Genomic DNA, 14794 nt, shown 5'->3' on the forward strand with positions numbered 1-14794 from the left:
TTTCAACCATTCAATCTGACAAAATGATCAAAAAATCTATTACCCTGATGGTATGCGCACTGGTATTCATGCTGGTCATGTACCGATGTAAAAACAAGGAGGCCGATCCGCTCACGCCGGACCAGGGACTGGTCGACGAGATCAACCGGATCGCGATCGACAATGTGCCTCTGGAAGAAGGTGCCCCCGTGGCAACAACCGATTCCAAAATCGAATCCGCGCCGCGATTTACAACCCTGACTGCCGAAATCACGAGTATCACCACCTCGGGCGTGGAGCCTGCCGATGTCAAGGCGCAAGCCGTGGAGGTCCGGTCGTTCTTTACGAAAGACGAACTTACCGTGCTGGCTAATGTGGGTGGCAATGTGGTGGAAACAGCCGCAGAGGGCGGAAAGCTGCCGGCCGACCTCGCATCGATCATGGCCAAAGCAGCGGCCAATCCGGCACTGATCGCCTATTTACCTAAAATAACCTTCCCTACCGTTGCAGGCTCGGAAATCAGGGGCACACGCACGAATGCGGGAGAAATGCCATCATCGGAAAACTTCGAAGGCACTCAGAACAAGGATGCGTGCCTTGCCATCGCCGAGGCCGAATGCGACAAAGTGAAAGGGAAACTGGGTGCGTCACGAAACCAACAGCTCGCGGCTGCCGAAGAAAAATACAAGAATGCCAAAACGGGGCTACAAAATTCCCAAACCTCGTGCAGTTCCGCCTCGACCGCGAAATATGCAGCGTTGGTTAAAGATGCCGAAGCCACGGCTGCCAGAATCAATGCCGTGCTAACGGCGAACGCTGCCTTGCTGGCGAATGATTATCTGGCGTTGAGGGCATTGGTTTCATTCCAGCTGATATCCTATGTGACCTTGCTGAACGAGTTGAAAAAAGCAGACCTTCAATGCTGTGTTACCAAAACAACCGCCGGACTCACCAATGCCGAAAATGCTTACAACAAGAACAGGGACGGCATAGAAAACGCCTATTCCAGGGCTCTGGAAAAAGCAGACAAGGCGAAAGCGGATCTCATCAGAAGCTGTCATAACCAGGGGGGTGGAAGGTAACGCAAATCGCGGCGGAAATGCATTAAGGAGTGTCCTGATGGCACTTCTTTTGCTGCTATGCAGTTTTACCGCGCTATCCCAATCCAATATTTCCGGTAAGGCGGGATTAATCTATACACCCGCCGCCCGGTACAGCCCGGACGGCAATATGGAAATAGGTTTGCACTTTTTTCCGGGCAGCTATGGCTTCAATGCGGATAATCAAAATCCCGGCCGGGTGCTGTCGATGAACCTTACCGTGCTGCCGCGCTTCGACATCAATATCAACTTACTGCAACTTTTCTCGACAACGACCCATCCCGTAAAACTTGGCCTGGGCGACCGGCAGCTGGATTTCAAATACCTTGTGCTCAAAGAAACCCGCTTTCGTCCGGCGCTGGCCGCTATTTTTTCCACGCCCACAAGTATCAGCCCTACCCTGCTGACCCACGCGCTGGTTGCTACCAAGCATTTCCGCTGGAACGAGCATGCCGACTTCGAAATCAGCGCGGGATACGGAAGCCCTTACCATATTTACCGGAAAGGCAGCACACTGGATAATTACGGGCTGTTTGCCAATATGGTGGCTGAAAAAAAAGATGCGTATGCATACCATAAGCATTACCTGGAAGGCCCGTTCGGCGGTATATCACTGACTTTCAACAAAAAATTCGGCGTCATGCTGGAATACGACTCCCGGAATGTCAATGCGGGGGTTTATGTCTATGCATTAAAAAACTGGGTTCTTCAGGCGGGGGTCATGAACGCCCGGCAGGTCACGTTCGGCAGTTCCTACAATTTCTCCCTCTTGAAATTTCCCCGTCGCTACGCTTCAAAAGACTATCAGGCTCCCGGCAAAAAGGCGTTGACGGATGAAATTATCCACGCTAAGCAGATCGACAAATTTGAAAACGTTTCCGTCGACAGCCTGGGAAACATACGTTACGAGCAACGATTGAACCGGAACCCTTTCCCGCCGCTCTATCAGTTAAAACAAATGCTCCCCCAATCCGTCGTCCGGCACTATACTCCCCTATTTCAAGGGATTCCGATCGGCCACTATGCTTTTAAAGAAAAAATTGAATTTGAGCCGGTCAACAAATTGTATCGTAAACAATACGCAAAAAACAGATTTCCCTTCCACCGGAACGGGTACCTCATCGATGTCTGGATTCAGCCTTATTTTAATGCCATCTTCGGCAATTTCGACAAGCCGGTTCAAAGCAATACAAGCATTGCCCTGCAAAGCCAGATGCTGCTGCTGCCGGGCCTTTCGTTCCAATGGGGCATCCTTTTTCCTTTGACCAATGACCTCGACAACCGTCCGAAAATCATCAGGCCCGGCGCGCTGTTTTTGAACCAGTTCCATGCAGCAGGGCATCATTATTTCAGCGGCTCGGCAGGCTTTTTTCACAACGATCAATATGGGCTGAATGTACAATACAGGTATGCCGACCTGAAAAGCCCCTGGTCTTTCGGCGCGGAAGCAGGTCTGACCGGCGACTATTATTACCCGGGGAAAGGCATTTATTATGGCAAAGCAGACAAACTGATCATGCTCGTCGACGCGGCCTATCTGCTTCCCAATCCCGATGTTACGATCAAGCTTTCAGCAGGACGCTACCTTGCAGCCGACATGGGCGCGAGAATTGACCTGATCAGGCAGTTTTCCAATATTGAAATCGGCTTCTACGCCACCACCACGAGCAACGGGTCCACCATCGGCTTCCATCTTGCCATCCCGATCTTCCCCGGAAAACTATTGCAGGGCCGGCATACCAGGCTCCGGACCGCGGATTCATTCGCATGGGAATACTCCTACACCAGAGGGTACAGGATCGGCGAGCGATACCGGACCGGCTACCAGCTCGACCAACTATTGCGCCAATATCACAGTCAATATTTGAGCAGGCAATACAGGCAGGCAGGCTATCCGGATAAATAATCCTATTCCCATCAGACAGGGCATATAGTACAAATGCCTGATGGCCGCAAATGAAACAACAGAGTCGATCTCGGTTCCCGAGCTGCTGCTGCGTTTCAGGAACCCGTTGGGATAGTTCGCGTCGGATTGGCTGAATAATACCGCAAAATCAACAGTACGCACGTAAAACTACCCGGATGGGTAGGAAATACTTTGTGCATTGCATAGTCCTTTGCAGGCGCAAGTGCTATCTGAAAAAACCCTGTCAATCTATGTTCGATCTCAAAAAACTAATTTTGTTGGTTGGCTTCGCCCTTTGCCTTTCGGCCGGGGTCGCTCACGCGACTGTTTACAATGTAACCAATACCGCCGACGGCAATGGTCTTGATCAACTGAGAGGGGCGCTTGTGGACGCTGGTAATACCCCCGGAACGCATACGGTTAACATCAGCGCAGGAACCTATTATATCGACAATGGAGACATAGGGATAGGTACAGTAAACAATTGCAACATTACCATCAACGGCGCCGGCATTGGAAACACGATCATCGACGCTCGTCTGAACGGCCGTGCTTTCATCTTGAATCAAGGAAATAACCGGAGTGGTTTGAAGATTTCTTTTAACGGCTTGACCATTCAAAATTGCACTTCCTATTCATCCTCAGGCGGCGGTGCAATTGCAGCGGCAGGCGGACTTGGAAATGCTTACAGCTTCGATAGTTGTTTGTTCTATAACAATGGGATCTACTATGGACCAAACGCGCAACCTGAGGGAGGCGCAATCTATTGCAGGGACGCATCTTTGTCCGTCACTAACTGTTCGTTTATAAGCAACAAGGCCATGGCTGGTAACGGAGGGGCTATAAGTTTTAGGTTCCAGATGGGGTCTCGCGGGAATCTCTCCGGGAATCTTACTATCGCCAATTCCAAATTTTCGTTCAACACCAGTGCTCCGGTATCTGGTGGAGGAGCACTCTTCATATCAACCACTGGCTTCGGCGGCAATTTTTCAACTTCGGTGACCGGATGCACATTTTCTTCCAATTTCCTACCAGATGGGTTCGGCGCCGCGATCTATTACACGAGTATGCTCGATAAGGCCTCGTTAAATATCAATTATAACCGCTTCACTGGCAATACAGCAAAAAGGGCCGCCGTAGAGGTCTATTACTATCAGTTTGTTGGCAACGAAGCAGTCTATCCTCTAACTGATCTGCTCAATGTGAAAAACAATTGGTGGGGCTGCAATGAGGGCGCTGAAGGGTGTAGCGACTATGGCTATACTGTAAATGGCCTTTGGGAAGGTGGCTTCGCCGCGATATTCACCCCGCATCTACAATTAAAGACTACCGTCAGCGCACCTAGCATCTGCTACCCCGGCACCAATTCGGTTCAAGTCTCGACGGGTTTCACCTCCAACTCCGCCAACGAGCCGATCGATCCCGCCAACCTGGGCGCGCTTGTCGGACGGTCTGTTTTGTTTATAGCGCCGGGTACAATGGGTAATTTTTCCGGAGCACAAACGAGCATCCAGGCGAACGGCAAGGCCGTTGCGAACTTTAATTCTAACGGGACACCAGGCGTGGCGGAAATTTATTCGATCTCGGATAATGCCTCCAATACGGCGCTGCTGACCGTCAACACGCCGGGCAGCTGGCTGGGCACGACCAGCAGCGACTGGTTCTTGCCCGCAAACTGGTGCGGCGGCGCTGTTCCCAACGCCAGCACCAATGTCAACATCCCGGCAGGTACGCCCCGGTCGCCCTTCATCGAGTCGGTTTTTGGTGGGGCTAACGTCAATAATATCACCATCGCTGCCGGCGCAAAACTTACTTTGGGTAACGATGCTGGATTGGACGTGAAAGGCGAGTTTACCAATAATGGTAGCTATATTGCCACCGCCCCGGTCGCACTTACGGTATTTTCCGGTCCTGGTAACCAAACCGTGCCGGGAGGAGACTACTCGTTTCTTGGCATTGCGGGTGGTGGGATAAAGACCCTTGCTGCCGACGCAACCGTGCATCTTCAGTTTGGTTTTTTTGCGGACGCAAAATTGGCGCTGGGCGACAACACACTGACATTCGCCGCCAATACGGGTGCTCAAAACGTCGATGCAGCCAGGTATTTTGTCACTAATGGGACCGGAGGCCTGAGAAAGACTGTCGGAGCCGGAGCATTCACGTTCCCGATCGGGTCCGAAACCAGTTACATGCCGGTGGTACTCTCCAATTTAGGTGCCTACGACTATTTTACGGCACGCGTGAACGAAGGGGTTTATACATCCTATGTAAACAATATACCCCAGGGAAGCCCGATCGACAAAAAAGCCGTCAACCGCACCTGGTACATCAGCGAAGACGTGCCCGGAGGATCAAATGCCACAATCTCGTTATACTGGAACCCTGCCGACGAGCTTACCTCATTCGACCGAAGCAACTGCTATGTGGCACATTATAAAGACGGCAGCTGGAATTCGATCACCAGTGGCCCTGCATTCGGCAGCAATCCATTTTTCGCGAAGCGCTCCGGCATTACCAGCTTCTCTCCTTTCGCCGTAACCAATCCCGATTCACCGTTACCTGTTACACTAGCACGCTTCGACGCGGTGAAGGAGGGCTCAACGGCCCTTCTGAGCTGGTCGACCACCGAAGAGACCAACAGCGACCGTTTCGAGGTGGAGCGCAGCATCAATGGCAAAGTCTGGCAGAAAATCGGCACGGTCAAGGCACAAGGCGAAAGCAAAGTCTGGGAAGACTATCGCTTTACAGATCACCAGCCGGTACCTTACCTCGAAAATCTCTACCGTTTGAAGATGATTGACCGCGTGGCAGGTACGCCGGTGCGGGACCACCAGGAGGGCGCGTTTGCATACAGCCGTATCAGGAGCCTGAAATTTGACGACGTCGACGCCCCTGTCGTTTTCCCCAACCCTGCAAATGATAAGCTGTTCGTACAGGATTTCTCCCGTGTTTCAAGCCTGCGCATCAATGACCTGAACGGACATGTGGTGCACCAATCCGCGGCGATGAAAAATAATGAAATCAGTGTCAACAAATTTACCCCAGGAATACACTTTGTGGAGATCAAGTGGCTTGATGGAAGAACGACTACAAGAAAAATTGTGATCAATCGGTAATACGATACCTGTTTCCTTCCATGGTCGGATAAACTTTATCGGCAATTTGTCGATAAAGTTCCATTCCGAGAATCTCTAAGCGACAGAACATTGTCGATGCCCGGTTTCGAAAAAATGGCGGCGCTGAACGTGCTGATCGTTGAGAGATGAAGCCCTGTTTTTTCCGCGATGGATGAGCAAGAAACTATCTTCTGATATCAAAACATCGGTTCCGGGTGTACAGCAGGCTGCATATCGGCCAGTTTCTTTTCATCCTCCTGAATGCTCGCTTTCAGAGCGTTAATATCGTTGTCGAGTTTTTCCAGACTATACCCGGCCTTCCGGGCTTTCTTGGCATCCGACTTGGCTGAACCAGCGCTATTGTTAGCCCTGCGGGCCAACTTGCGATCTTGCGATTCCTCCCCAAGTTTGTCTGCGGCCTCCTTATTAGCATCTGCCGATTTCTGCGCGTTCTCGGAAGTTTGCGTTACCGCCGCTACTTTTCCGTCTCGTTCGTTTTCAAGCTTAGCCAGCTCCATCTTATTGTCATTCAATCTTTTGCCTATTTCCAGCATTTGCTTCTGCTCCTTTAAGTTTGCAAGAGAATCTTTTGAGATAACCTGGGCGGTTAAGGGAAAAGCGAGCAGGATTAAGCTCAGAGAAGCTATTATTTTGTTGGTTTTCATGATTTTATTTCGTTTGAAATGGATATTTTTCCCGCTGACAACAGACTGCTATAAACGTTTTCCAGTACTTCTATTACCATGTGCTTTTACGGGAAGATCTGCTACGATTCTATCGACTTGACGTTTGAATTTGGTCACCCTGTTGCGCTCTTCCATTACGCCGACTCCTCTTCCGACTCTAACGCTCTGCGATATACGATGCATTTACCAGATGTAAGCTATAATCCCTAAACAGGGCCTACGGACGCTGTCGGCACCACCCGAAACAGGCTGCCCTGGCTCACGCCGGATTTCGGCCTGAAACTGAACGTCCGTGCAAATGAGGTAGTGGCGTTTTTGCAGACTACAAATGTTATGGAAGGCATTTTCATTGTTGAGCCCCAACCGGGGTTGTGTGTTCAAACTAACTTATGCAAAGGTCGGCATTAGGAAGTCCGTACTGTTACACAACGGCCCCGGAAAGTTACATTGATCACTGATTGCCACGAACCGGGAAGCATTGCTCTTGTGAAGGTAAGAGCAACCGGGCTCATATATTTTCCAGGTTGCTGTCGCGCTTTTTCCGAAGTTTTTTATAATAGGTGGGAGAAAGACCTGTGACCTTTTTAAACTGGTTGGACAGGTGCGCTACGCTGCTGTAATGCATCTTGTAGGAGATCTCCGTGAGGTTCAGGTCCTCATAAAGCAATAGCTCTTTAACCTTCTCTATCTTGTGATGGATAATAAATTGCTGGATATTGATCCCCTTGACCTCGGAAAACATGTTGGAAAGGTAAGTGTAGTCGTACCCCAGCTTTTCTGCGATGTAATCGGAATAATTGGTCTTAGGAAGTTCATCCTGATAATGGATCATCTCCACAATAACATTTTTGATTTTCTCAATCAAAATGCTCCTCTTATCGTCCAGTAGCTCCAGACCCGATTGAAGCAGGTTCCTTTTGAGTGCTTCGTGCTGCTCCGGTGTGATATCTTCCAGGACTTCGACACTTCCCAGATCCACAACCACATAGTGCAAGCCGAGTTTTTTTAGTTCTTGCTGCACCACCATTTTGCACCGTAGGCTAACCATGTATTTAATATACAATACCATAATAGAATAAGCTCATTAACTGTACCGGCAATGCGCCCAAAGCTGGTCTGTTACAATATAGCTGATTCTACCGGGTTAGTCCTTCCATTGCTGCACATTTTTGGGCTTGTGCTTTCTCCCCAACAATATCAAAGACTTGCTCAACTGTGGCAACATGTTGCTCGGTTTGGGAAGTATGAAGTTCAAAAGCTGATTTCAGCTGTTCATAACCCGCATTTTCGGACATGCTAACCAGCCCCTTCGCAAGGCACTTTTCAGCCCGGTAAGGATGCGGTTTCACCGACATATCATTCCCGGACGTTGGGATAAGCGTATGTTAGCATTTTCTCGGATAAACTCAGGTGCATTGGTAGCGTAGCTACCTTGGATAATTGCTGAAAAGCCTCAACCATGCTATCGTAAGAGCAATTTCCGCTCAACTTGATTCCTTTCCCTAAAAAAGTGAACGTGAGTGTGGGCATGGAGACAATCCGGTTTATCTGATTTTTTTTCCTGTCCTCGAAAAGAGCCTGACGGGACTGAGCACAGTCAAACTGTTCAAAGAACCGCTGAAAGTTCAACATATCCGGATGACGTCTACTCACATGGCGTGCAATTTCGATGAGCGTATCCAGGCTGGACGGGTCACTACCGCCAACCATGAATGCTTGACGCAGGTAAGCCAAATACAGGTTTGCTGCCGGTTGCGATTGAAGTGAAGCTGCTTTGACCGCCAGGCACGTCATATCCCGTGCGTTCTTTTTGGGCTCGTAGCCGAGCGCTGTTATTGTTTCATCGGCTACGTTACCCATACACAAATAAAAGCGCGATAAATGCCCGAATTCTTGAATAATCCGCTCCCAGGCCCTCTGCATTTCCCAACTAAGCGGGCACAATGGATGAGTATAATAGACGATTTTTATGAAGGGGGACTCATTATTGACTTTTCGCATAACTTCTTTCTCATTGGGGATTTTAAAAAGTTACTTTACAAACCGTTTTTCGGCGTTTTCGACTTTAAGTTTACTCCGATGGATGATCCACACTTACAAAAATCGAGCCTGGTTGAAGACTCCCTGCATCCGGAATCTTTAACTTAAAGCACTGGATAACCAGGAGTTGTAAATTGTGAGCATTGACAAAAAACAATTGCTTCTAAGGCGATCATTCCATCTGTATAAGCAACTCTCAGGCTCTTTACTATTCCAATTTTCGTTTATCCGTTGTACATTGGTTGATGAGTTCAGCCACAAATAATTTACTTACGGACATCCTGGCAGAAAACCTGACCGTCGTCTTTTGCGGGATCAATCCGGGCCTCAAATCCGCCATCGACGGTCACCACTTTTCAGGCAGGAGCAACCGGTTCTGGCGGGCACTTCACCTGGCCGGCTTTACGCCCTACGAGATTGCCGCGAAGGACGACAGAAGTATTCTGGATTTCGGTTACGGCCTTACCACGGCTGTTGAGCGGCCCACAACCCGTGCGGACGAGCTATCGTCAGACGAGTTTCACGAAGGATCCAGACGTTTTGAAATAAAGATAGAGCACTATAAGCCCCGGTACATCGCTTTCCTTGGGAAAGCGGGATACCAGGGTTTTTCCCGAAAAAAAGATGTAAGCTGGGGCGCTCAGCAGGATACTATTGCAGGAGCGAAGGTGTGGATACTGCCCAATCCGAGCGGACTGAACCGCGCTTTTCAACTACCGGCTCTGGTGGCTGCTTATGCGGAGTTTTTTAAAACACTTGAGACGGACCGCTAATGCTATTTCTGGCCGGTCTTCCGGGCGATGAAGCCCGGGACACCCGTATTGACCACGTTATTGAATCGCTGCCGGGACTTAATACGATTGATGGCTTCGAATGCGTCCTCCGGAAGCGGGGAAATGTCGAAGTTCTCCCTTGCCCGTTCCATTGTTTTGGGCGTTGTAAGTAAAGCCGTGCCGCGCTGAACCGCCCAGGCAAGAAGCACCTGCGCCGGCGTTTTGCCGATGCGCCGGGATATTTCCAACACCACGGGATCTTCCAGTGGTCCCGGTTTTATGCCGTGGCCCAACGGAGCAAAAGCGAGGAACACGATATTGTTTTCCTTACAAAATTCCAGTAACTCCGTTTCGGGCAAATACGGATGCGCCTCTACCTGCACCACTGCCGGCTTGATTCTCGCTGCTTCGTAAATGGGCAGCAATTCTTTCAAACCGACGTCCGACAATCCGATAGCCCGGGATTTACCGGAGTCCACCAACTTTTCCATGGCCCGCCAGGTGTCCAGTAAAGTCACGCTGCCGTCGTAGATGACATTGCCGTTTTCGTCCCGCGGGTCCTGGTCATCCCCCGGCTGAAATGCAAATGGCGTGTGAACGAGATAGAGATCAAGATAGTCCAGCTGCAATCTTTCCAGACTCGCTTCAAATGCCGGTGCTACACGCTCTGGCCGGTGGTTCGTATTCCATAATTTAGTGGTAACGAATAGGTCTTCGCGGGCTATTCCTGCGGCGATCCCTTCTTTCAATGCGATGCCCACTTCCCTCTCATTCCGATAACGTTCGGCACTATCGAAATGACGGAAACCGGCTTGCAATGCATTCGTGGTTGCAGCGACCGTCAATGCCGGGTCCGCAATCAAAGTCCCAAAACCAAGCGGGGGTATATTAAGGGGATGATTTGTCGTTTTCATTGTGTTTGTCTGCCTGTTAGGACACAAATTTCCGATGAAATCGCGGTCTATATTCGGCCTGAATGCTGCAATGTTCGTCGAATTGACGTATTGATGTCAATGAAAACAAAATTGACCGGATCGTCCCCTCCGGTCAAAGTTCACTACTACATCTAACAGAACCTTGAAACAAGGTCCAGGTTTATCTTTTGTACCTTTCAAGACTTCAAATGCGCCGGGGTTTTCCCGTGGAAAATTAAAAATTGATCACCTGATAGTAGGCCGCTTTCGGCTTGAAATGCTCGTCGAACAATAGCGGGTAATCCTTGCGACCGGGCACGGGAAAATTGTCGAGCCAGGTGGATTTATCGGAGACGTTCCAGAACGTGACGCCCGTCAGCGTTCCTTTGTATTTCCTGAAAACATCGAACAGCATTTTGTACTGGGCATTCTGTCTCGCAATTGTTTCCGGCGTTGGCGCGGCATTGTCGGTAGGCTTCTTCTGGCGGCGTTCATGTTCTTTGGGGTGAATGGAAACGTCCAGTTCGGTGATTTGTACCGCCAATCCGAGGCTGGAAAATTGGGTAATCGATTTTTCGAGCTCCTCGGTCGAAGGTTCGTAAACCGACCAATGCCCTTGCAGGCCGACACCGTGCACCGGTACATTTTTCGCCTTCAGTCTTTTCAACAGTTGAAAAATCTTCTCCCGTTTTGCGGCGCTCTCCGTGTTGTAGTCGTTATAAAACAATTTAGCGTCCGGATCGGCGGCGTGGGCGTATTCGAATGCTTTTTCAATGTAATCCTCCCCGATGATCTCATAAAATTTCGACTTTCGGTAAATGCTGGCGCCAGTGTCGGGTACCGCCTCATTAACGACGTCCCAGGCGTAAATTTTTCCTTTGTAGCGGCCGACAACGTCATCAATATGCTGTTTCAAACGGGCCAGCAGTGTTTGGCGGTCGACCTGCTTTCCCTCATCATCCGTAAAAAACCATTTCGGTGTCTGGTTATGCCAGCATAATGTGTGCCCACGCATCTTGATGCCGTTCTTTTGGGCGAATGCGACGATCGCATCGGCGTCCTGCCAGTGATACCGGTCGGGCTCCGGGTGTATCGGGCCCATTTTCATGGCATTTTCCGGGGTAATGCTGCTGAACTGTTGAATAATCAGTTCGGCCTCGGGCCCTGTCAGGTTTCTTGACGCCACGGCCACGCCTATCGGGAAATATTCCTTATAGGCATCCTTCAAGGCTTTTTGCGCCAGCAGTTTTTCAGGTGCCAGCGTTGCGGCCAGGCAGATACAGGAAACCAGTGCCCTGTACCGGATGGAGCGTTTGATCATCATCATGGTTAATATATTATTTGAATAACAACTGGGAGAATCCGAACAGGTCATGCCGCCAAACCGGCCATGTATGCCCGCCGGGATATTCACTATATTGGTATTTGACACCCAGCTCGTCGTACTTTTCGAGCATGATCTTGCAGTTTTTAAAGGCAATGTCGTCCGGCCCGCCCATCGAAATCCAGAAATTTTTCAGGTTACCGTTGATCGTGCTCACATTGGTTTTGGCAAACTCGTAATGCGGCCCCGACAATGCATTGTTGTTCGCAAACCAGCCCGAGCTGAACACGCCCAGCGAAGAGAACAAATCGGTGTTTTTCACGCCCGCGTAGAGCGTCTGTATCCCACCCATGGACAGGCCCGCGAGCGCCCGGTTGGCCGCATTTGCTTCCACGCGGTAAGCACTTTCCACAAAAGGGATCGCACCCAGCTTCAATTCGCTTTCGAATGCCTTCAAGAATCCGTCACCCGCTGTGGCAAGGCTTCCAGGCCCGAGCGGGGTGCCCGGGTTCCCGTCCATCATCGCGATCAGCATCGGCTTTGCTTTTCCCTCCGAGATGAGGTTGTCCAGGATCAGGTTGGTTTTACCCTGCGTCGCCCAGCCTCTCTGATCCTCGCCGCCGCCATGCAGCAAATAGAGCACAGGGTATTTTTCGGTCGAATTATCGTAGCCCGGCGGGGTGTAGATGTACATTTCCCGCCAGCTGTTACTGGCTTTCGAAAAGTAGCGCCGGATGCGCAAATCGCCGTGCGGCACTTCGCGCAGGGCATAATAGCCCCCCTTCCGAAATGGTATTTCAATGCCGCTGGCCATTCTGCCCATTCCGTAAAATGTTTCACTGGCCGGGTCGGCTAATGCTACGCCATCGATCAGCAGCGAATAGTAGTGAAACCCCTCCCCGATCGAATCCGTCGTTACCGACCAGAAACCGGCCGTATCTTTGACCATATCGTATTTTCTGCCCAAATCGACCTGTACTTTCTGTGCATTAGGCGCCTTGGTGCGGAACACTACCCGGTTGTCGGGCAGGATCTGCGGGTATTTGGCCGACCGGGTATTAGTCGATGCCGGTGTGCCGAGAATGGTATATTTAGACAGCGACTGAACATCGACAGGTTTGAACAAAAACTGTGAAAACATATACAAGCCATTTTTCCAAACCTTGAAATCGTGGACGCCCGGCTCGATATAGTACACGTGCGGCACATCGTGCTCAAAAAGATAGTCGTGTGTACGCTTGCTGAATGTAATGAGCCGGTCCTCGTCCCCGCATGACAGGAAAAGCAATTTCAGCTTCTTCTTCGCCTCGTCCGGGTTCGGCATCAGCTCTTGCGGGATTTTGGTGTTGGGCGCGGACGAGAATCCTCCAACCCAAGCAAAGCGGTCGAGATTGCCCAGTCCGAAGTTCAGGGACTGCCCTCCACCCATTGAAAGCCCGGCGATCGCGCGATGTTCCCTGTCGGTAAGCACGGGGTACTTCTTTTCGATGAACGGGATCAGGTCGGTGAGCAGATCCTGTTCGAAGGTTGCAAATGCGGCCACTTTGTCGGGCGCCATGATATTGCCCGTCGCGCGGTCGTCCTTCATCGCCCGGCCATTAGGCATGACCACAATCATCGGTTCTATCTTCTTTTCCGCGTACAGGTTGTCGAGGATCTGCTGCGGGTTACCACCTTTCAGCCACTCCTTTTCATCCCCGCCAATGCCGTGCAGCAGGTACAGCACCGGGTATTTATTCTTTTTGGAATAGCCTGGCGGCGTGTAAACCAGCGCTTTGCGGGCATTACCCACCGTTTTGGACTGATAACTTATCGTGTCGATTTTCCCGGCAGCGGCACCTTCCCTTATTACATCAAAGCCTTTCGGCATTTCCAGCGGGACATTTTGGGCAGAGGCGACGAACGCCAGAGTCAATAAGCTCAGCGCCAGCGAGGTAAATTTTCTCATCAGCTTTAATTTTAAAAGTTTTGTTTGAACATGATAACAGTGGTCGCTCAGGGGGATTTGAACGTGTCCTCTGCCCTGAGGCTCTGCGTTTTTGCAGTCGGGAATTGCGTGGGCACGGGGTACCTTACTTTACCCGTGGCCAGCCACTCGGTGGCCCTGATGACCGTCGTCTGATAACCCACACAACGATAAGCCGGGGGGTAGAACTCTCCGGTCCATAAGTGTCCCATGCTTGAATTATAAACCCGCCCTGCACCGTAGGACACCACCCATTCCACCGGCCAGGACCTTTTGGTACTCGTGCTGTCATAGGCATAGGAAAGTACCGTCAGGTTTTCGGCTGGTCCGCGGGGGAAATAGTATACCTCCGTATTGGCAGTCTGCCACTGGCGCGGATAATCCTTGTTGATCGGGTGAGGGTTCAGGATTTGAATCAGGGCGTTGAACCTGTTCCCATGACCGGTCCCCTGCCCTTCGCCCGGCGGAATCCTGGTCACCTGGTTGGAGGGACCTATTTCAAGTGCATACCCCTCGGAGCTCTTGCGCCATCCCAAGCCAATCATTTTATCGTATTCTTTCCAATGGGCGAATGCATTGTTGGCCGAATGCAGGATATAGAGCCCACCCCCTCCCTTTACGTATGCTTCCAGATTTCGCTCCGCCCGGGATGGCCAGCGAAGCCGCGTGTTCTGGATATTGTTGGTGTTCTGAATGACAACGGCGTAGTTAGCGAATGTGGGATTCCACGCGGCACGCGCCACAGAGTCGGCGGGAATGGTACTGATGTCCACTTTAAAACGGCCGCTTTCTTCCAGTATCCACTTCGTAACGGCAGAAGTCTGTTTCCAATCGTGATTACTGAACCCGTCCACGATCAGCACTTCGATGCGCCGGGCTGACTGGGCGGAAACAGCACACTGGATAAGGAGGAAAAACGCGGTAAAAACAGCCTGGGCGAGTTGCTTGTTCATGTTTATATGGGTTAATCAGCTTCTAAGAAGGTTATCG

General features: G+C 50.7%; 13 protein-coding genes. 4 read left to right on the forward strand and 9 right to left on the reverse strand.

Annotated elements, in window-relative coordinates; genetic code table 11:
• Nucleotides 1–23: 23 nt before the first annotated feature.
• From BMW93_RS21895 to BMW93_RS21905, 3 genes are all read left to right on the forward strand, one after another.
• Nucleotides 24–1061, forward strand: a complete 1038-nt coding sequence (locus tag BMW93_RS21895; RefSeq protein WP_090381316.1) for a hypothetical protein — start codon at nt 24–26, stop codon at nt 1059–1061.
• A 37-nt stretch (nt 1062–1098) separates the two neighbouring features.
• Complete coding sequence (locus tag BMW93_RS21900; RefSeq protein ID WP_090381318.1) at nt 1099–2985, forward strand: YjbH domain-containing protein; 1887 nt, start codon at nt 1099–1101, stop codon at nt 2983–2985.
• 251 nt (nt 2986–3236) lie between these two features.
• Entirely contained in the window at nt 3237–6101 is a 2865-nt protein-coding gene (locus tag BMW93_RS21905; RefSeq protein WP_177194166.1) for a T9SS type A sorting domain-containing protein, read from the forward strand.
• A gap of 197 nt (nt 6102–6298) precedes the next feature.
• On the opposite strand, the gene BMW93_RS21910 is transcribed toward BMW93_RS21905, so the two are convergent.
• The 5 genes from BMW93_RS21910 to BMW93_RS21925 all read right to left on the reverse strand — a co-directional run bounded on the left by BMW93_RS21910 (nt 6299) and on the right by BMW93_RS21925 (nt 8788).
• Complete coding sequence (locus tag BMW93_RS21910) at nt 6299–6766, reverse strand: hypothetical protein (RefSeq protein WP_090381322.1); 468 nt, start codon at nt 6764–6766, stop codon at nt 6299–6301.
• Nucleotides 6767–6993: 227 nt separating this feature from the next.
• Nucleotides 6994–7131, reverse strand: a complete 138-nt coding sequence (locus BMW93_RS35530; RefSeq protein ID WP_177194167.1) for a hypothetical protein — start codon at nt 7129–7131, stop codon at nt 6994–6996.
• 164 nt (nt 7132–7295) lie between these two features.
• The gene (locus BMW93_RS21915; protein ID WP_229240686.1) at nt 7296–7814 is read right to left on the reverse strand and encodes an AraC family transcriptional regulator; all 519 of its coding nucleotides are present in this window, start codon (nt 7812–7814) and stop codon (nt 7296–7298) included.
• Nucleotides 7815–7923: 109 nt separating this feature from the next.
• Nucleotides 7924–8142 (reverse strand): DUF892 family protein, encoded by a 219-nt coding sequence (locus BMW93_RS21920; protein ID WP_090381327.1) that lies wholly within the window; start codon nt 8140–8142, stop codon nt 7924–7926.
• A gap of 1 nt (nt 8143) precedes the next feature.
• Nucleotides 8144–8788 (reverse strand): DsbA family protein, encoded by a 645-nt coding sequence (locus BMW93_RS21925; RefSeq protein WP_090381329.1) that lies wholly within the window; start codon nt 8786–8788, stop codon nt 8144–8146.
• A gap of 284 nt (nt 8789–9072) precedes the next feature.
• On the opposite strand from BMW93_RS21925, the gene mug reads away from it, so the two are divergent.
• Nucleotides 9073–9600 carry a G/U mismatch-specific DNA glycosylase gene (gene mug / locus BMW93_RS21930; protein ID WP_090381332.1) on the forward strand — a complete coding sequence of 176 codons (528 nt, stop codon included), beginning with the start codon at nt 9073–9075 and terminating at the stop codon, nt 9598–9600.
• A gap of 2 nt (nt 9601–9602) precedes the next feature.
• Here the strand turns inward: mug and BMW93_RS21935 are convergent, their stop codons facing one another.
• The 4 genes from BMW93_RS21935 to BMW93_RS21950 form a co-directional block, all read right to left on the reverse strand.
• Nucleotides 9603–10514, reverse strand: a complete 912-nt coding sequence (locus tag BMW93_RS21935; protein ID WP_090381333.1) for an aldo/keto reductase — start codon at nt 10512–10514, stop codon at nt 9603–9605.
• Between the two features lie 235 nt (nt 10515–10749).
• Nucleotides 10750–11841, reverse strand: coding sequence for an endo-1,4-beta-xylanase (locus BMW93_RS21940; RefSeq protein WP_090381335.1), 1092 nt, complete (start codon nt 11839–11841; stop codon nt 10750–10752).
• A gap of 10 nt (nt 11842–11851) precedes the next feature.
• Nucleotides 11852–13786, reverse strand: coding sequence for an alpha/beta hydrolase-fold protein (locus BMW93_RS21945; RefSeq protein WP_090381338.1), 1935 nt, complete (start codon nt 13784–13786; stop codon nt 11852–11854).
• Between the two features lie 47 nt (nt 13787–13833).
• Complete coding sequence (locus tag BMW93_RS21950) at nt 13834–14757, reverse strand: ThuA domain-containing protein (RefSeq protein WP_090381341.1); 924 nt, start codon at nt 14755–14757, stop codon at nt 13834–13836.
• Between the last annotated feature and the right edge of the window lie 37 nt (nt 14758–14794).

This window comes from Dyadobacter sp. SG02 (assembly GCF_900109045.1).
In the GTDB taxonomy this organism is placed as follows: domain Bacteria; phylum Bacteroidota; class Bacteroidia; order Cytophagales; family Spirosomataceae; genus Dyadobacter.